This window comes from Paenibacillus sp. FSL R5-0713, from assembly GCF_037973325.1.
Taxonomy (GTDB): Bacteria; Bacillota; Bacilli; order Paenibacillales; family Paenibacillaceae; genus Paenibacillus.
The window spans coordinates 1298355-1317037 of record NZ_CP150229.1 but is presented as its reverse complement, the minus strand read 5'-3'; the positions used below and the strand labels follow the sequence as shown (position 1 = coordinate 1317037).

The window sequence follows — 18683 nt, the reverse complement described above, 5'->3', positions numbered from 1 at the left end:
CCATTTAACATCTTTAATTTTATTTATTATCGGCACAAGAGGCTAAATGATTTAGATTGGCATCCATTTTGCTTAAATGATATACTGAGTGCGCTTCGGCATTGCCGGAGCTGACCTATTTATTGGATGCCACTGGAGGCGAACGAAATGTCTACTATGTCCACAAGGACGGAGAAAGATTTTATCGGTGAAAAAGAAATTCCGGCTTATGCCTATTACGGCATTCAGACGGTGCGGGCCGTGGAGAACTTCCCGATTACCGGCGTTCCGGTACACCGGGAGCTGATCACAGCTCTGGCTGCGGTGAAAAAAGCAGCGGCAATTACGAATATGGAACTGAAAATGCTACCAAGCAAAATCGGCGAAGTGATTGTCATGGCAGCTGAAGAAATGATGAAAGGCCATCATCTGGATCATTTTATTGTAGACTCCATTCAGGGCGGTGCAGGCACCTCCATGAATATGAATATGAACGAAATTTTGGCCAACCGCGGACTAGAACTGTTAACCAAAAGCAAGGGAGACTACTTCCACTGCAATCCGAACAACCATGTTAACATGTCCCAGTCCACCAATGACGTGGTACCTACAGCACTGCGTATTGCGGCATATCAACTGTCCGAGACGTTACTCGCTACCATGAAGAGACTGCAGGAAGCGTTCCATAAAAAAGAAGAAGAGTTCAACGATGTGGTCAAAGTAGGCCGTACCCATCTTCAGGATGCCGTGCCTATTCGCCTTGGACAAGAATTCGGAGCTTATGCCCGTGTCATCGGCAGGGATATCGAGCGTCTGGAATTCGCCAATCGCCGATTGCTTACGATTAACATGGGTGCAACTGCCGTAGGTACAGGGCTTAATGCGAAACCTGAATACATCGTTAAGGTTACGGAACACCTATCTGATGTTACCGGACTACCCCTACAAACAGCTGAGGATCTCGTGGATGCGACACAGAACACGGATGCCTATCTGGAACTTTCGGCGGCACTGAAGGTATGTGCAGTCAGTCTGTCCAAGATCTGTAACGACATTCGCATGATGGCCTCAGGTCCGCGTGCAGGATTCAATGAACTACTCCTGCCACCGCGTCAGCCAGGGTCGTCCATTATGCCGGGCAAAGTCAATCCGGTAATGGCAGAAGTGATTAACCAGGTATCCTTCCAGGTGATGGGGAATGACCATACCATCTGCATGGCGTGTGAAGCTGGTCAATTCGAGCTGAATGTCATGGGCCCGGTCATTGCGTTTAACTTGCTGCAATCACTGAAAATCATGAATAACGGGATTGATGTGTTCACACGTTATGCGGTTGAAGAGATGGATGCTAACCGTGAGCGCTGCGAATTAATCATGAAACAAAGTTTCAGTGTGGTTACGGCGCTGAACCCACACTTAGGTTATAATGTGGCGGCTTCCATTGTGAAGGAAGCGCTCAAAACTGGACTTACCTTGCAAGAGATCATTCTGGAACGCGGACTGCTGACTCCGGAAGAACTGGAAGAGATTCTTCATCCGGAGCAGATGACCACGCCAGGAATTGCCGGAGAACATTTCCTGCGCAATATGGAACGCTTGTAGGAACTCTGGAAATCTAACGCAGGAACTGATACACCAATCATGCAACAAGAACCCCCGCAGACCGTTCATCCGGTTCGCGGGGGTTCTTGTGTTCAGACATGGTAAGACACCAGCTATTTGGTTAAGCCCATCGTTTACGCTCAAGGGAAGGCAGAATCTGAAGTTCCTCCCTGTACTTGGCAACCGTTCTGCGGGAGATGACAATTCCCTCTTCGGCAAGCAGTGTAGTCAAGTGACTATCCGAGTATGGCCGCTGTGTCTGTTCCGTACGAATGATTTCTTTTAATCTTCGTTTCACTACTGATGCTGATGTTTTATTCCCTGACGCTGTACGGATTCCCGAGGCAAAAAAAGCCCTGAGTTCATATACACCATATGGCGTGTGAATGTACTTACCACTGACGGCACGACTTACCGTTGATTCATGCATGCCAATCTTCTCTGCAATAATAGCCAGATTAAGCGGTTTTAACGCGGATGGGCCTTTGACCAAAAAGTCCTTTTGCTCTTCCATCACGGCCGCCAGCACACGCACTAAAGTCCTGCGCCGCAGGTGTACACTCCGAATGATCGCCCTCGCTTCTGCGGCGCGGTGAGCCCAGATTTCATCTGGCGCCGCTTCCCTGATCCAGCGGATGCACGCTTCATTCATCGATACACGAGGGTTACCTGACACATGTAGGCTAAAATGGGCCTCACCGTTACGCAACCCTACAATGGCATCTGGAATAATGTAATGTGGTCGTTCCGTACATCCGATGGATCGGCAGGGCTTGGGGTCGAGACGTGTAATATAGTCGTAGGCAACCTGAGCTTCCCGTGAAGTCATACCTAATCGACTCCCTGTTCTACCTGGGTGAAAAGGAACCAGAGCTTCCAATCCCGCTTCCACCATCCGCTCCGCATACAGCGAAGCCGATGAATCACGTCTAATCTGGAGCAACAGACATTCCTGCAAATTCCGCGCCCCTACACCAGCAGGGTCCAGCGATTGGAGCAGCTCCAGTCCTGCAGCAATCTTGCTCATTGGTTGCTCAAGCGCTGCCTGAACCTCTGCCAGTTCAACGGTCAGATAACCATCATCATTGACGCATCCTGCCAAATATACTGCCGTTTTTTCCAATTCGGCTGGAATTGTCATCACTCGAATTTGCGCAATCAGCAATTGTTCCAATGTAGACTCGGCACCTCTGACCTGAAGCAGCGGATCGTAGGAATCATACCTGCGCTGATTCAATCGCCGTGGAATTCGGGCAAGGGGCCCAGCTTGTTCTTCCAGTTCAAGAACTGGATTTTCCTCTGCCGCATCCAGCAAGTAACGATTCAGATCCTGTCCGGACATGGTTAGCAAATGAAAGGATTGTTTCATCTCCGGCGTGATGGACAGCCGAATACGTTGTTCCTGCACCAACTGAACACCTAACATCCGTTTCCCTCCTTATGCCTAGCTGAGTAATAAGCGCTTGTTTTTTATACGAACAAAAGGATTTGCAGGGATAATAGCATACTATTCACGCGATTGTAAGAGGAATTCCGTCCGATTATGAGTTCCTGTCTAGTATTTCTCCGATACCAGCTTCGCCTGTGTAAACAGCAGCAGATAGTCTCTTCCACCTGCCTTGGAATCTGTGCCTGACATGTTAAATCCGCCAAAAGGATGCGTGCCTACCAGTGCTCCGGTACATTTCCGGTTGAAATACAGATTACCCGCGAAGTACTCGCGTCTGGCCTGTTCCAGATGTTCACGATTACGCGAGATCACCGCGCCGGTCAGTCCATAGTCGGTATTATTGGCGATATCCAATGCGTCCTGGAAAGATTCGGCTTTGATGAATGCAAGCACGGGTCCAAAAATCTCATCCTGAGCAATCCGGGCTTGGGGGTCCACATCGGCAATGATGGTTGGTTCAATGAAATAACCTTCAACATTCCCTGTACCGCCACCGTGCACAAGACGCCCCTCTCCCTTGCCAATCTCAATATACTCCGTGATCTTCGCATATGCCTTGTCATCGATAACCGGTCCAACCTGACTGCCAACTTCAAGTGGACTGCCCATCGTCAGTTTCTGTGTCCGTTCAATCACTTTTTGCAATACTTCATCATATACATCCTTATGAATAATGGCACGGGAACACGCCGAACATTTCTGCCCGGAGAAACCAAATGCCGAAGCGGTAATGGACTCTGCCGCAAGCTCCAGATCACTGTCACTGTCTACAACGATGGAATCCTTGCCACCCATCTCTGCAATGACCCGTTTGATCCATTTCTGGCCTGGAGCTGTACGTGCTGCACGTTCATTAATTCGCAGTCCTACATCTCTGGAACCGGTGAAACTGATAAACCGAGTGAGCGCATGATCCACGAGATAATCGCCCACTTCACTGCCTGGTCCTGGTAAAAAGTTCACGACGCCATCCGGCAGGCCAACTTCTGCGAGCAGTTCCATAAATTTCGCGGCAATTACCGGAGTTGTGCTGGCAGGCTTTAATACCACCGTGTTGCCAGAGACCAGTGCAGCAGAGGTCATGCCTGCCATAATCGCCAGCGGGAAGTTCCAAGGTGGAATAACAATACCAACGCCCAGCGGTATATAACTCAGTTCATTATCTTCCCCTGCAATTCGCACGAGGGGCTGGGGTTCACTTAGTCGCTGCATATCCCGTGCATAGAATTCCATAAAATCAATGGCTTCCGCTGTATCCGCATCGGCTTCAGGCCAGGTTTTGCCGGCTTCATAGACCATCCATGCGGAGAATTCATGCTTGCGACGGCGCATAATGGCAGCTGCTTTGTATAGATATCGAGCCCGTTCATTCGGATCGGTATGTTTCCAAGTGTGGAATGTCTCCGCTGCTGTCTGAATGGCCTTTTCGGCCAATTCCTGATCTGCCTGATGGATCGTTCCGACGACTTGATTCTTGGCCGCGGGGTTCACGGACGTTAACTTGCGGCTGCTTGTTATTTTTTGCCCACCAATAATAATCGGGTATTCCTGCCCAAGTTCAGCTTCTACCTGACGAAGTGCGTCTTCAAATGCTTCCTGGTTCGCCTGGACCGCAAAGGGTGTGAATGGTTCGTTAACAAAAGGGATATTCATCAATGATTCCTCCTTCAGGATGTGGGGTTCACTGGCTGCTCGCCTGAATTATTTTGCATGTTACTCTTCACCAAATATATGTAGCAAAATCCGTGCCAACTCCGGTTGGACCTGAAATATTTTTCTTATTAAATTTTCGTGAAAAATAGTAGAGCCTCGCCAAATCTGGCATGCTTCTTGCTTCTATTAAGGGATAAAAAAAGCATGATTCCACCGAGCCTGAATCGAATGATGCACAATGCTGAAGGAGGAAACGAAAATGAGTGTAGGAACGGAAATATATCGCAAGACCTTATTGACCGTGGCAGGCAACAAAGCGGTAGAGAACCTGTCCATCAAATATGGCAAGAAGCTTGCAGGGAAGTTTATTGCAGGAAACACCTTGGAAGAAGCTCTCGATGAGATCCGCATACTCAATAATAAAGGCATAATGGCTACCCTCGATCATCTGGGCGAAGGTATCACCCGCCTGAGCGAAGCGGCATTATACAGGGATGAGTATATACGACTGGTAGAAGGCATCGCACGTGAAGGTGTAGACTCCAACGTGTCATTGAAACCAACCCAGATGGGCCTCGCTCTGGACCCGGAAGAGGGCTATCGAAATATCCGTGCCGTTGCCGCACAAGCCAAATTGCATGATCTATTTGTCCGAATTGATATGGAGGATAGTCCATTCACTCAAGCAACGCTGGATATTGTTCGAAGACTGCACTCGGAAGGACTGCACAATACGGGCACAGTCTTGCAAGCCTACCTGCATCGAACCGAAGAAGATACGCGTGATATGATTCGGGAAGGCATCCGGCTCCGGCTCGTTAAAGGTGCATACAAAGAACCCGGATCAGTCGCCTATCAAAATACCGCTGAAGTCATTCATCAATTCAAAACGATGATTCGTAATCACCTCGATCAGGGTGTATACACTGCGGTGGCCTCGCATGATGATCACATCATCCACTGGACAAAACAATATGCTAAAGACCGTGGAATTTCGCCAGATGCCTTTGAATTTCAGATGTTATATGGACTGCGCATGAGCGAACAGGAACGTCTCGCCAAAGAAGGCTATCGCATTCGCTGTTACGTCCCTTATGGCACCATGTGGTATCCGTACTATACGCGCCGTTTGGCCGAAAAACCGGCTAATCTCTGGATGGTCGTTAAGAATATGTTTCGATAAATAAATAACCATGCTCTCCTGTTTTTTGGGGAAAGCATGGTTATTTGAGCTATAATACTGAATTCTCAAATTTACACGATATCAACTCATTCATATGTCTAAAAAATAAGAATCCCCAAATTGAAATGTCCAATATAATAGACACATCTGTACCTCTTCATAAAGTTAAATCACACCACTTTCCTATTTAGTCCGTTCTATCTGCTCTATTTCTCAAAGATATATACGTTATGTTTTATAACATAAAATTCACTTAGAGGCTTTGGATTCTAGCTAAAATCAACGCTTATCTTCGTTTCGATCCAATGTAATCGCATACAATTAAAAATGAATTTTTATTTATCAAGTCAATATCCCAACCTGCACACCTGATGTCAAAAAATATATACACAGCTTCATCAGAACGTTATAATATACATAATTTCACATTTACATTTTTTATAAGTATATGCTGCAACCGAGGTGATCCCGATGAGACATTTACTTCCTGAGCTGAATGCTTTGTTACGAACAGATATGAGTATTTTGGATGAAGTACTATATGACGAAACCACACCTCAGTCTATACCGTCAGAACTCCATATCGGTACGGACAGACCTGTCTTTGTACGCCGCAATACAGAATATGCCTGGTTGTACAGCCAACCCAATGGAACATTATCATATGGTCGTCTTCCTGTGCCTGTCGTCTCTGCTTCGATCGAACTTGCGGAAGTGATCCCTTTGTTTGCTAAGAGTCCCCTGTTATTAATAAAGAATAATCAGGGCGAATACGTGGGATATATCGCCGTATCCGATGTCCTGCATGCCATGATGCATGCGCATCGCCTGATAGAAGCTTATTTTGAGACCACACTGGAGACAGCAGGCTCAGCTCTGACATTAATTAATGAAGAGGCCAGGGTAGCCTACTGGACAACTGGCGCGGAGCATGTTTTTTCGATCAGCAAAAAAGACATCATCGGACAACCCGCAGCGGACTTTTTCCCTCCAGATCGGCTACAGTCTCTCAAGACGCTGTATACCGGCGAAACGGTCTATCGCAAACAGCATCAGCCACGGCCCGACCTGTTCGCTCTAATTAATGCCCGTCCTGTCCAACTGGATGGACAGATTGTGGGCGCAGTTGCTGCTGAAGTGGATATAACAACTGAAATCCGATTACATCAGGAACTCTTACATATGACTTCCAAAGTCCAGCATCTGGAGAAAGCCGTTGCTCGGCTACGGCCCGAATCAGATCCATTCGCCAGAATCAAGGGCAGCAGCCCGGTCATTCAGCAGTGCTTGGAGACCATTCGCAAGATCAGTACCACCTCAGCAACCGTACTGATCCTCGGAGAGAGCGGTACAGGCAAGGAGTTATTCGCCAAAGCCATTCATGATCTTCGTGAATTGCAGACTGCACCATTCATCGCGATTAACTGCGGAGCAATCCCTGCTTCATTGTTTGAAAGTGAACTTTTTGGCTACGAGAAAGGCGCGTTCTCCGGCGCGGACCCCAAAGGCAAAAAGGGCAAGATTGAGCTTGCCGAAGGGGGGACGCTTTTTCTGGATGAGATCGGTGAGATGCCATTGGAATTGCAAGTGAAGCTGCTTCGGGTGTTGCAGGAGAAGAGTTATTTCCCCGTGGGCGGAACACGCATGAAACAGGCGGACTGCCGGATTATTGCTGCGACCAATCAGAATCTGCTGAATATGATTGCAGGCAATCAATTCCGGGAAGATCTCTACTATCGGCTGAATGTCATTAACCTCGTCATCCCTCCACTGCGTGTACGCAAGGAGGATATATATGAATTAACCCAGACGTTCCTTCAAGAATTCTCTCTGCTCTACAACCGTCATATTGAGCTGGTTCCACCTGAAGTGTTTAAGTTGCTGTTCCAGTATGATTGGCCAGGCAATGTCCGTGAATTACGAAATGTGATAGAACGCTTGACCATCCTGACGACAGATGGCGAGGTGAAGCCAGAATACCTGCCTGACACCCTCACCTCTCTCATCGTGCATGAGCAGTCCGAAGTTCAACTGACCTCGGGAATCCATCCACAGGCCAATAGCGAATATCAGCAACATCCGAAGAAGTTGGGAGACGAACAAGAACCTCGAACTGTTGAAGCTGCAGACGAATTAGAGCATTCAGAGCATTCAGATCCAGTCTCCCCTGTTACCTTCCAGCAAAAATTGGACACCTATGAGGCGCAACTTCTGGTTCAATATCTGAAAGAAGCAGGTGGCAACAAACGAACACTCGCCAAACAACTCGGCATCTCCAGAGCAACGCTCTATAATCGCATGAAGAGGCTTGGTCTATGACCCACCTCTTCTTGTCGTAATTACGGTTTGGATGGAACGGCAGCTACCTACAAAATCCGCGCCAAGCGAGTCAGCGCTGTTCTAAGATGGCGATAGAAGGTCGCCCGACTCATGGAACACGTCTTGGCTGCGGCAGTTGGATTGCCAGCATGCGTCCAGTAGGCCGCGTACAACAGCATCTGATCCTGCGGGGACAGACCATGAACTCTGCCTTCCAACAAATCCATGACATACAGCTGTAATTGGATACCATCCCTTACTCCTGTAACTCTGCCAGCGTATTCATGTAATTCTCCAGGAGATCGAAGGTATCCCAACATCTTGCGAACATCCTGTTCAGTCCAGACTGAGTCATCTGCATCCGTTGTTTCCGGCTGTATCCGATCCTCTGTTGCTTCCGGATCAAGCAGAGACATGACCCACTGTCCGAATTGCCCACTACGCAAATCCAATTCAAGTACGTCCGCCTGATGCTCAAAGCTGTCGCAGACCCGGGTGCTTGTTCTTCGCATCTGGAATCCAATACTTTGCAAAAACAGTTTCAGATGAGGATTCGTTGCGACGAGCATCGCTCGCGCACCATCACCCAGTAGAGCCAGTCGGTCCAGTGTCATGTATCCAACGAGTTCTTCCCGTGTATAACCAGGCACATCATCTCTTGCGGCAGCCAGCAAGGCAAAGTGCGTATCACTCTGATCCGGGTCATTTTCCAGCTCCTGTGGTGTGAAGCATTCATACATCTCATTCGGAAAATATTTTAACAGCAGCTCACTACTATCCTTATGCACAAGGACTGTAATGAACATGGCGATTGTCTCCCCAAGCTTGTCACGCATTAATACGATTCCTTCGGGATAACGGTGTGCCAGTTCATCCAAGAAGGGGCCATAGGGTACAGCCTGCCATGGTTCCACACTGTACTCGCACCATTGTTGTAACAGGCTGTGCAGAGCTGGCAGATCCTCGCTTCTCATCGTTTCCAGAGGTGAGAACAAGGAATCACGGGACACATCCGCGTACTTGCGGTATTGAAGCATGGATTCCTGACACAGTAACAGCATCTTCCGTGCGATCTGGCGACGCTCATGCAGTCCCGCCTGTTCATGCAGTGGTTTTAGCAATTTCACAATCTTGATGCGCATGGTCTGCAGCCGATGAGGCTCACGTTGGCGAAAGTCCCGGAGCAGATGTACCCTGGCCATATCATGCAGGGCAAGACCATCCGGGCCGGAACGGATAAACGACATCTGTCTCAGCATGTGGTACTCTTCTTGTGTCACGATCATATCCAGTACGGACGATAACAATTCCTGATTGGCTGTCTCAAGCAATGTTAGTACCTCTACCATGGGATGCAGACGAGGTGTAGTCAGTTCCAATAATAATCGAGCACTGATCATATGCGACAGTTCAGCCCATTCGGATTGCGGAAGATTCCTTCTCTGATCCGCAGCTTCTACAGCTAAGGCCAGACCCAGTGGATGCCCATCGGTCATTCTCGTAATGGTGCCTGCCATGCCCTGATTCAGAGAGCCTGCCACCATGATATATTCCGTAATCTCATCAACTGTAAAATGTTGAAGCCGCATCTGTATAAATCGCTGATGCAATCGGGGATGTGTCCGCCAAGTGGATGCCAATTCCGGGCGTGATGCAAGAATGACAAGTATGCCTCTTAACGGAAGTTTGGATACAAATACTTCCATAAACCAACTTTCTAACAGAGCCAGCTCTTCATAATTATCCACTGCAAGGACCATTCGCTTCTCGATTGATGTGTCTTTCAGCAGACTCAATGGCCGTGGGTATCCTTCACTATCCAATGTTTCCAATCCTAATGTAGAGGACAAATAATCCATAAAAACGGAAGGTGTCCCACCACATGATCGGCCATCCATCCAGATTGCTGTCGCACCTCGATTCCGAGAGACAGATAACATCTCTGAAAGCAATGAAGATTTACCGATACCTCCCATGCCGGTAATTGAAAATATGGTCAATGGGGCTTCTGGATGATTGAACCACCGTTCCAGTGTTGTCAGTTCCTTGATTCGACCAACAAAACGTTTGCCATCCTCAACATACTCGTCATATTGAGCCTCACTACTGTTTCCCATATATGTCCTCCGTACTAGATACTGGTACTTTTAATGTATTTATTTTTTCACCAAAATTGAGACTATATTGAGACGCACAGCTTCATGTGAAGTGATAGAATCTTGTTAAAAGCCAATTTATAGGGAATTATCAAAAAAGCGGATAGGAGAACATTTAACAGGGTATACATAACCCCCTCCGCGCTACTTCTCAATATAATGGATCATTCCGCCGATCAAGTTACGATTACCATGTACATGAGCATTTACTGATCTCGAATTCATGCTTCCCTTTCAAACCCTACTACCAGCCCGATATTCCAGGAAAGGCGGATTTGTGTGAGAATAAACCTCGATATCTGTAATCTGAGCGGACAACTCGGAATCAATCCAATACGACTTCAGGAGTGGCTGCACCAAAGCGGCATTTCAGCGGCAGCCATTGAAGCAGAAACAGACGGACGCCCCGACCGGTCATCACCCCCGTATCGCCTGGCTGCTCCCTCTTCATTATCACTAGCACCATCTTCTGGTCAAACGAAGCTTTATCGGGGCCGGCGCTCCACTTCCACCCTGCAACGCCTGCCTGTTTCATTACAACATACCCGGCGGATTAGTAAAAACTGCTAGACTGTGCACAAAGTAATGTAAAATCGATGCACAGTCTGTCTTGCATCCCTTTCACCGCATCAAGAGGATTGCCACTGTCCATTCTCGATCATCGCGTGTGCCAGTAGCGCCATCTCCAGACAGATTCTTCTCCCTTGATCCATGTAATCTGGCCCCATCAGTTCTTCCAGCTTCTCCAGTCTGTTGTACAACGTTTGCCGATGAATAAATAACTGGGCGGCTGCATCCCGTTTGGAACCAAAGTTCTGCAGGTAAGCATCCAATGTCTCTACCAATCGCAGGTGATGCGTTTGGTCATGTTCAATCAAGACACCCAGGTGATCCTGAACAAAGGGTTGAAGGAACGACTGGGGCAATGCCTTTAACATTTGATATATACCCATACGATCGTAAAAGTGAACATGTTCCATCTGATCTACCGACCTCGAAACTTCGATGACCTGATAGGCTTCCTGAAGGCTCTCCGGTAGACTGGTCAAACGGCTGCGGAACTTGCCAATTCCCACATGAATGATAACCTGCTTCAAGTTACGACTGGCAAACCGTTTCACGTCCAGGGCAATCCCTTCAAGCAATCGCAGCAGTTGATGACGTGCAGCACCCGATACCGCTTCCTTGGCACAACACAGATATACCTGGTTGTTCTTCAGCATAATCAGGCTAGGCAGATTGTTCTTCTTGAGCAGGGAACGAAGCAGGACAAGAACATCCTGATGATTCGCTTCCATTCGCTCCCGGCCTGTGCCTTTCAATCGATGTTCAATCTCGATGACCCCACCTGCGAACCAGTACTGTCCCTTCACCAGCAATCGAAGCCCCATTCGAGTCTGAGCCTGGTCCTCCTGCTGGATGTTGCCATTCATCAGATCCTGGATCAGTTCATTTTGATTGCGGACCATCTTCTCTTCAAGAAACTGGGAACGAAGTGTGAGTGCTGCCGCTGCCTTCGCGGTGTAGTCAAGCAGCAGCTTGAGATATTCCACTGGAGCTGCCGGATGCACAATCATGCCTACAGCAGAAAAAACCTGGCCGAAGCAGACGACCGGATGGCACAGCAGAACTTTCTCTTCATCCATATGGAACCATAATTCGGTATCTGAATCATTCAAATCCAGATGTTCTACCTCTTGCTCATACCAGGTGTAGATGGTCTGTTCCACCTCCGGTACAAGTTCGGGCACAAAACTGCCCGGCTCCATGGACGAAATGTACACTACCGGTTTGGCAGCATACTCATGCAGCAGATTCAGCACAGCAGACATATCCGTACTCTGTAATGTTCGTTGCTGAAGCTGTCTTGAATAAGCTTCTAGACTTTTCAGCAACTGGTGTTGATGATTAATGAGCAGAGAGTGAATATCCTGTGTGATCTCGACAAAACGAACTGGTTGCTCGAATACAATCAGCGGAAACTCGTGTCTGTCCGCCAGTTCAATCAGTTCTTCCGGGATTCCGTGTATGCTGGTACCAAACTCCACACATAACCCCGCTGCCTCACTTCCAATGAGCTGGAGCAGATACTCTTCACGCCCTTCTTCCGATTGAAGCCACAGTCCAGTGGATAAAATAAGATCATGGGGGCTTACAAATGGAGATACATTCGTAATCTCGAGCACATGAACCCAGCCAACCTGACGGTTCACTCCATCCTTCCCTGCCGCTAGTCGCGCTCGGCCGAATACCGGACGTGCAAGGATATCTTTAATCGTAAACACGCGATCATTTTGCAATGGTGATCCCTCTTCGTGTTATTATTTCTTACATTATAATCCATGGACAAATGTCCTGAATAGTCTTTTTCGACAATATGTTGAGTACTATTTCTAAAAATTAGACATCAAGTCTGGTGCAAAACAAATATGCAAGTCATAAACTTGTAGTATAAGCTAACAACCAATAAATGGACGAGGTGCATGGTGATGAGAATCGGAATTCCCAAAGAAATCAAAAACAATGAGAATCGTGTAGCAATGACTCCGGCCGGGGCTGCTGATTTCATCAGAGCTGGTCACCAGGTGATGATTGAACAAGGCGCGGGAATCGGCAGCGGATTCACGGATCATGAATATCAAGCTGCGGGCGCCGAGATTCGTCCTGATGCCAAGTCCGTGTGGACCGAGGCCGATATGATCATCAAAGTGAAAGAACCGCTTGCCAGTGAATATGGATATTTTCGTCCGGGGCTGATTCTGTTCACCTACCTGCACCTCGCAGCGGAACCTGAGCTTGCAAAAGCGCTTATTGCAAGTCGAGTAACAGCCATTGCCTATGAGACACTGGAGGTTAATAGTACTCTTCCCTTGCTAACTCCAATGAGTGAAGTTGCAGGCCGCATGGCCTCCCAGATCGGAGCACAGCTATTGGAGAAGACCGAAGGCGGCAAGGGCATTTTGTTGTCCGGTGTACCTGGTGTCAGTCGGGGGAAAGTGGTCATTATTGGCGGCGGTACGGTGGGTACAAATGCAGCCAAGATTGCCATTGGCCTTGGAGCGGATGTAACCATCCTCGATCTGAATCTGAATCGACTGCGCCAGCTGGATGATATCTTCGGCAATCAGATCCACACGCTGGTATCCAGCCCGTCCAACATTGCGGCAGCTGTTGCGGCGGCAGATCTGCTGATCTGTGCGGTGCTGATTCCGGGCGCCAAGGCGCCAACGCTAGTCAGCGAGCAGGTGGTGAAGACGATGGCACCGGGATCGGTCATTGTGGATGTGGCGATTGATCAAGGCGGGATCGTTGAGACCATTGATCATATCACCACCCACGATGAACCGACCTATGTGAAACATGGCGTCGTGCATTACGCGGTGGCGAACATGCCGGGCGCTGTGCCGCGTACGTCTACGGTGGCGCTGACCAACGCCACCATGCCTTATGCGCTGCAGCTGGCCAACCACGGTGCAGCCGCCGCGATTCGCGGCAGTTCGTCCATTCGCAGCGCGGTCAATGCGCTGAATGGACACATCACGTATGAGGCGGTTGCCCGGGATCTCGGGCATGCCTATGTTCCTGTGGGCCAGGCGCTGGAGAATGCCGCCGCTGTCCAATAATCTGGATAGGATCGTTCCACCCCGGCGCCATGTCGCCAGGCCTGTGGAACGCAATAGAAGCGCGAGTCGGGCAGATGTTGTACCCGGCTCGCGCTTCTTGATTTTTTGCCACATATAAAATAGATCAATTCGGATAAGGCCTTGTCTTATGTTCATCCGGTTATGGCGCTTCAGACTGCCCGTTCATTGCATACTTCGCGGAAGTTGCAATCCCGGCAGGACCGGTGCGAAGGCATCGCTGTGAAATAGCTGACGTCCTTTGGACGGTTGTAATACTCATCCTCCACGCAGGATCGCATCTCCTCAATGTAACGACCCACGTTCTCCTCCACCTTGCGGATATCCTCTTCTGTGGCTGTAAACTCCCGGTGTTTTCCCGTTAACAGGTACTCCACTCGCAGCTCAATCTGCTCCAAAGGAACCCGGTAGTGCTCTCTTACATAGGATGCGTACAGCATGAGCTGATCAGAGAAGTCATCCTCCTTGCCCGTCTTCCAGTCCACAATGACAATATTGCCGTTACTGCGCCGATACAATAAGTCCATCTTCACATACACGCGTGTATCGTGCAGCATCATGGTATCCCATTTCTCGATCTCCAGAATGTCCGTGCTTGCCCGGGACAAGTCCTCCCACGTAAGCGTCTGGTACAGGTTACTGACACAGGCCGAAGCTCGCTCCTTGATCGTCGCGATTCGGTCATTCAACGTATCATCCCCGTAATAGATCTCGGACAGCATCGTGCGATTCTTGGGATTCAGTCGCCACTGATCCGCATCCATTGATTCCACATATGCCTGATTCAGCAGCTTGCGTATCGTCTGTTCCAGAAAGTGTTCACGCGGCTTATCCTTGCCCTCTTCCCTGCTGCGTACCGCCGACTCACACATCCGATGCGCAAGGTCTCCGAAGACTAGGTACAGATTACTAAGTTGTTTCAGACGGTACAGACGAACCTGCATCTCATCAGCAGAGTCTGTCTTCCAGCCGTTATGGGCACCGTAATAATGATAATAATATTTGCGCAGGCACTCATCGAACATACTCGCCCGCGACTGCGAATAAGACCATTGCGGGTATTGTGCCATAAGGATTTCTGCCTTTCTGTATGCCGGATCTGCATGAGATCCCTTAATGCTCACAGTATAAAGCCAGGGCAACATTGCCGCAAGCGCACTTCCGTTATTTTCTTCTGACGCAACCGTTTCCGATTCGATCCGTATCGTTTATATATTAACATCACCAAAAGATGAAATTGCGGAGCAGAACGCATAATATACTTCATAGAGGGCAGTAAAACTGAAATGCAGAGCTACAACTTTTTGTGAAAAAGCTACAGCGTCCGAAGCTTATTTTACGCCTCAGCAGCGTTAGTAAAGAAGCCGGGTCCAAGGTCCAAGTGGAAGCATACCTCACGGCAGATTTCCTTCTCATTAACCCTCTAATTAAGGGAACCCGGGGAGCCTGTGACTTGAAGATTATCGAAGCTGCTGTGATCGAACGCAATCGTGATCAAGAATGCTAACGAATCTGCTACACCTTATTGCTTGGATAAAAGGGCTTTACACCATCTAACGAACTCCAGTCACGCTATATCGTCTTATTTCGGCTAAATCACGTATTTATACGATGTAAACGAGCCAATAGAGTGTCTCCGATTCGTTACATTTTCAGATCTGCCGATGTACGCGAAATAAGACTTATACGGTTCGTTAAAAAATGCTTATCTTCATATGGCTGTGCACGGAATGGCTCAGTGGCTCAGTGTACCATTACCAATCATTCACGATTTTAACTTATACGCAAATGCTGTACAGGCATATCCTAAAAGGGGGCACCACCCATGAATCGACCGGATTGGTTCCAGGCGGAAGAAGCATTACAACAGATCCAAGTCATCGGAAGCGACCGGAATGAGCTCGTGAACATCATCGGCAATGCAGAAGGATTGAATTGCATTGGCACAGGTACGGACGCGGCTGTATTTACGTATGACGGCTTGCCGCAGTATGCCTTCAAGGTGTACTCGGATCATGCTCTGGACAAACTCGAAAATGAAAAACAGGTATACGAACAGCTCAAAGGGCTGCCGTACTTCCCTACCTATTACGGCAGCGGCCGGAATATTCTCGTGATCAGTTTTGAACCTGGGGATACACTGCTGGAATGTTTGGAAAAAGGAATTCCCGTCCCCGAGCAGGTGATGCTCGATGTGGACGCAGCGCGAGAAGCCGTTCGCAGCCGCGGGCTGAACCCCCGTGATATTCATTTAAAAAATGTAATTCTTCAGAACGGGCGCGGGAAAGTGATTGACGTATCCGAATACATTCAGGACGGCAATGACAATCGCTGGGAGCATCTCGTCTGGGCCTATCACAACATCTATCCGCGAATCAAAGGAACGCCCATATCTCCGCGCATGCTGCAGACGATCAAATGGGGGTACAATCAGCTCGATCATGCCAATGTCAAAATGGACGATCTCTCCAAAAAGGCGAATAGATTGTTCTCCAGATTTATGAAATGAGTACGTTGTACACATTATAGGACTGTCTTTTTATTCTGATTCTGCAATCCAAACAACCCGGAAGAACGCCTTGAGTTGGCCTCGATCCGGGTTATTCTTCATGGATGTAAGTCCAAGTATGGAGTATGGTGATTAGTACATTGATAGTACAGTAATTACTGCCGTACGCTCTGCTTCTGCTTATAATCATGACTGCGAGTTGTATAGGAATACAAACACCATGATGCCTTTTTATCTGAGACTGCCATTATGATTGCATACTAATTGCGCTTAACCTTCTGTTCTCCCCCGCCCCTGTGAAGGGGTCATGCCCTTGTACTGTTTGTATAACTTCGTAAAATAATTGGCGTTGTCGCAGCCTACTCTGGCGGCGATCTCCGTAATGGTCAGACTGCTGCCTTGCAGGAGTTGTTCGGCCTCACTCATCCTGCACCCATTCACGTATTCCACAAAGGTGCGTCCGGTCAGCTTTTTGAACATTTTGCAGAAATGATACGCATTCAGTCCAACATGGCTTGCCGCTTCCGTAACAGACATCTTACCTGTGGGGTCCGCTTCAATCTGTGCAATCAACTGTTTGAAACGTTCGCGATTGGGAAAATACGATCCCACCGATCGATCCGGCAGCTGCTGCGGCATAAAGGTTCGCGCAAGCAGCGTGAATAAGGCATGCAGCTTGGACTTCACCACGAGCTGATAAGCCGGGGGCTGTAATGCCATTTCTTCCACGGCTTCATTTAGCAAAGAATAATAGCCTGTGCAGGCGATGTTTTCCTCTGCCGGTTTGACCGGAAATCTCACCCTTCCCTCCAGATACGGCGCGACATATTGCTCATGCACGGGATCGTGGGTGAAATCATGGAACAGCGCACGGTTAACTACAACAGAATCATAATGCACATCCCCCTCGTCCAAGGCATACCCCACATGCAACGTGCCTCCAGGAATGATGATGACCTCACCTGCGCTAACCACATATGGTTTGCTATCAATATGAAACAGCGCACTTCCCTTGCGCATGACAATCAGTTCAAAATGTTCATGCCAATGCAAATACAGAATGCATTCTTCCGCTTTCATATCTGAGCATCGATTTTGGAACAGTTGAAATGGATGTGATTTATGGTCAATTCGGGTGTTTTCGTGAAGCGCTTTCAGATCCAGCACGACTTCTTCCCCCTCTTCACAAGATCCGACTAATATTACACAAGATTGTGTAGAGCCATCCCATTAATGCACGGCTATAATGAGTGTGTCACGAAGTACTATAAGCCAATATTGGAGTGAAATACAACCATGAATAAATCATTACGCATCGGTACCCTTGTAGGCGGGCAGGACGCCGTCCGTGTTATCCCGCAGATCATGCAACATGGCTTCGAATCATTTAACCTGACCTTCTGGCAAACCACTGGTGATCTGGACCTGGCAGAGACAGCCAAACGTGTCCGTGAAATCGTGGATGAACAAGGTATTGTCATCTCTGCGGTGAGTGTATTTGGTAACCCGCTCACGGGAGCCGGGGACAACGCCGATACACTAGCAAGCTGGGAGCGGGTCATTGATCATGCACAGCTCTTCGGTGCAGATATCGTCTCCGGATTCACCGGACGATTAACCGATCAACCCATTAACGAGTCCATCCCCCGATTCAAGGAAGTATTTGGCGAACTGGCACGCCGGGCAGCAGACCGGGGTGTACGCATTGCTTTTGAAAACTGTGATATGGGTGGCACCTGGCAGACAGGCGACTGGAACATTGCCCATAACCCGACGGCCTGGGAGATGATGTTCGATGCTGTCCCAGATGAAAATGTTGGTCTGGAGTGGGAGCCTTGCCACCAAATGTCCAGCCTGATCGATCCGATTCCACAGCTGCGCAAATGGGCTCACAAAGTGTTCCACGTACATGGCAAAGATGCCACGATTGCCTGGGATATTGTCAAGGAATACGGCGTACACGGCCCACGTGAATTTGTCTGGCACCGTACACCCGGCTTCGGGGATAACAACTGGGCAGACATTATCACCATTCTGCGTCAGAACGGTTACCAAGGCACGATTGATATTGAAGGCTGGCATGATCCCGTCTACAAAGACGAACTTGAAATGACAGGACAGGTACATGCTTTGCGGTATTTGAAACAATGTCGCGGCGGCGATTTTGTGCCCAATCCGGTATAAAGTACTA

13 protein-coding genes are annotated in these 18683 nt (G+C 48.6%); 6 read left to right on the top strand and 7 right to left on the bottom strand.

The genetic code is table 11. The features are described from left to right. Positions 1–147: 147 nt before the first annotated feature. Positions 148–1581, top strand: coding sequence for an aspartate ammonia-lyase (locus tag MKZ12_RS05785; RefSeq protein ID WP_339240121.1), 1434 nt, complete (start codon positions 148–150; stop codon positions 1579–1581). A 121-nt stretch (positions 1582–1702) separates the two neighbouring features. Here MKZ12_RS05785 and rpoN read toward each other — a convergent pair whose 3' ends face one another. Then, a complete protein-coding gene (rpoN, locus tag MKZ12_RS05780; protein WP_339259270.1) occupies positions 1703–3007 on the bottom strand; it encodes an RNA polymerase factor sigma-54 in 1305 nt (434 codons plus the stop codon). Positions 3008–3136: 129 nt separating this feature from the next. Continuing rightward, positions 3137–4684: an L-glutamate gamma-semialdehyde dehydrogenase gene (pruA, locus tag MKZ12_RS05775; protein WP_339259268.1), complete on the bottom strand. Its 1548-nt coding sequence runs from the start codon at positions 4682–4684 to the stop codon at positions 3137–3139. Between the two features lie 259 nt (positions 4685–4943). On the opposite strand from pruA, the gene MKZ12_RS05770 reads away from it, so the two are divergent. Beyond that, positions 4944–5867 carry a proline dehydrogenase family protein gene (locus MKZ12_RS05770; RefSeq protein ID WP_339259266.1) on the top strand — a complete coding sequence of 308 codons (924 nt, stop codon included), beginning with the start codon at positions 4944–4946 and terminating at the stop codon, positions 5865–5867. Between the two features lie 471 nt (positions 5868–6338). Further along, positions 6339–8186 (top strand): sigma 54-interacting transcriptional regulator, encoded by a 1848-nt coding sequence (locus MKZ12_RS05765; protein ID WP_339259264.1) that lies wholly within the window; start codon positions 6339–6341, stop codon positions 8184–8186. Positions 8187–8233: 47 nt separating this feature from the next. Here MKZ12_RS05765 and MKZ12_RS05760 read toward each other — a convergent pair whose 3' ends face one another. The 3 genes from MKZ12_RS05760 to MKZ12_RS05750 all read right to left on the bottom strand — a co-directional run bounded on the left by MKZ12_RS05760 (position 8234) and on the right by MKZ12_RS05750 (position 12642). Then, positions 8234–10303, bottom strand: coding sequence for a hypothetical protein (locus MKZ12_RS05760; protein ID WP_339259262.1), 2070 nt, complete (start codon positions 10301–10303; stop codon positions 8234–8236). Positions 10304–10667: 364 nt separating this feature from the next. Then, positions 10668–10799 (bottom strand): hypothetical protein, encoded by a 132-nt coding sequence (locus MKZ12_RS05755; protein ID WP_339240112.1) that lies wholly within the window; start codon positions 10797–10799, stop codon positions 10668–10670. A 172-nt stretch (positions 10800–10971) separates the two neighbouring features. Next, complete coding sequence (locus tag MKZ12_RS05750) at positions 10972–12642, bottom strand: PucR family transcriptional regulator ligand-binding domain-containing protein (RefSeq protein WP_339259260.1); 1671 nt, start codon at positions 12640–12642, stop codon at positions 10972–10974. Positions 12643–12831: 189 nt separating this feature from the next. Between MKZ12_RS05750 and ald the strand changes: the two genes are divergently transcribed. Beyond that, positions 12832–13965, top strand: a complete 1134-nt coding sequence (ald, locus tag MKZ12_RS05745) for an alanine dehydrogenase (protein WP_339240110.1) — start codon at positions 12832–12834, stop codon at positions 13963–13965. A gap of 170 nt (positions 13966–14135) precedes the next feature. Here the strand turns inward: ald and MKZ12_RS05740 are convergent, their stop codons facing one another. Further along, positions 14136–15053: a PD-(D/E)XK nuclease family protein gene (locus tag MKZ12_RS05740; protein WP_339259259.1), complete on the bottom strand. Its 918-nt coding sequence runs from the start codon at positions 15051–15053 to the stop codon at positions 14136–14138. Between the two features lie 755 nt (positions 15054–15808). Here MKZ12_RS05740 and MKZ12_RS05735 point away from each other — a divergent pair. Then, a complete protein-coding gene (locus MKZ12_RS05735; RefSeq protein ID WP_339259258.1) occupies positions 15809–16492 on the top strand; it encodes a serine/threonine protein kinase in 684 nt (227 codons plus the stop codon). A 270-nt stretch (positions 16493–16762) separates the two neighbouring features. Here MKZ12_RS05735 and MKZ12_RS05730 read toward each other — a convergent pair whose 3' ends face one another. Then, positions 16763–17659 (bottom strand): AraC family transcriptional regulator, encoded by an 897-nt coding sequence (locus tag MKZ12_RS05730; RefSeq protein ID WP_339259257.1) that lies wholly within the window; start codon positions 17657–17659, stop codon positions 16763–16765. Between the two features lie 129 nt (positions 17660–17788). Here MKZ12_RS05730 and MKZ12_RS05725 point away from each other — a divergent pair, with 129 nt between their 5' ends. Beyond that, on the top strand, positions 17789–18676 hold the full coding sequence (locus MKZ12_RS05725; protein WP_076214488.1) for a sugar phosphate isomerase/epimerase: 888 nt from the start codon (positions 17789–17791) through the stop codon (positions 18674–18676). Positions 18677–18683: the final 7 nt, after the last annotated feature.

Bases quoted from the DNA above. Each gene is read 5' to 3' on its own strand.
- rpoN (WP_339259270.1), bottom strand. From the start codon at position 3,007: ATGTTAGGTGTTCAGTTGGTGCAGGAACAACGTATTCGGCTGTCCATC.
- MKZ12_RS05735 (WP_339259258.1), top strand. From the start codon at position 15,809: ATGAATCGACCGGATTGGTTCCAGGCGGAAGAAGCATTACAACAGATC.
- MKZ12_RS05770 (WP_339259266.1), top strand. From the start codon at position 4,944: ATGAGTGTAGGAACGGAAATATATCGCAAGACCTTATTGACCGTGGCA.
- MKZ12_RS05725 (WP_076214488.1), top strand. From the start codon at position 17,789: ATGAATAAATCATTACGCATCGGTACCCTTGTAGGCGGGCAGGACGCC.
- MKZ12_RS05765 (WP_339259264.1), top strand. From the start codon at position 6,339: ATGAGACATTTACTTCCTGAGCTGAATGCTTTGTTACGAACAGATATG.
- MKZ12_RS05760 (WP_339259262.1), bottom strand. From the start codon at position 10,303: ATGGGAAACAGTAGTGAGGCTCAATATGACGAGTATGTTGAGGATGGC.
- ald (WP_339240110.1), top strand. From the start codon at position 12,832: ATGAGAATCGGAATTCCCAAAGAAATCAAAAACAATGAGAATCGTGTA.
- pruA (WP_339259268.1), bottom strand. From the start codon at position 4,684: ATGAATATCCCTTTTGTTAACGAACCATTCACACCCTTTGCGGTCCAG.
- MKZ12_RS05785 (WP_339240121.1), top strand. From the start codon at position 148: ATGTCTACTATGTCCACAAGGACGGAGAAAGATTTTATCGGTGAAAAA.
- MKZ12_RS05740 (WP_339259259.1), bottom strand. From the start codon at position 15,053: ATGGCACAATACCCGCAATGGTCTTATTCGCAGTCGCGGGCGAGTATG.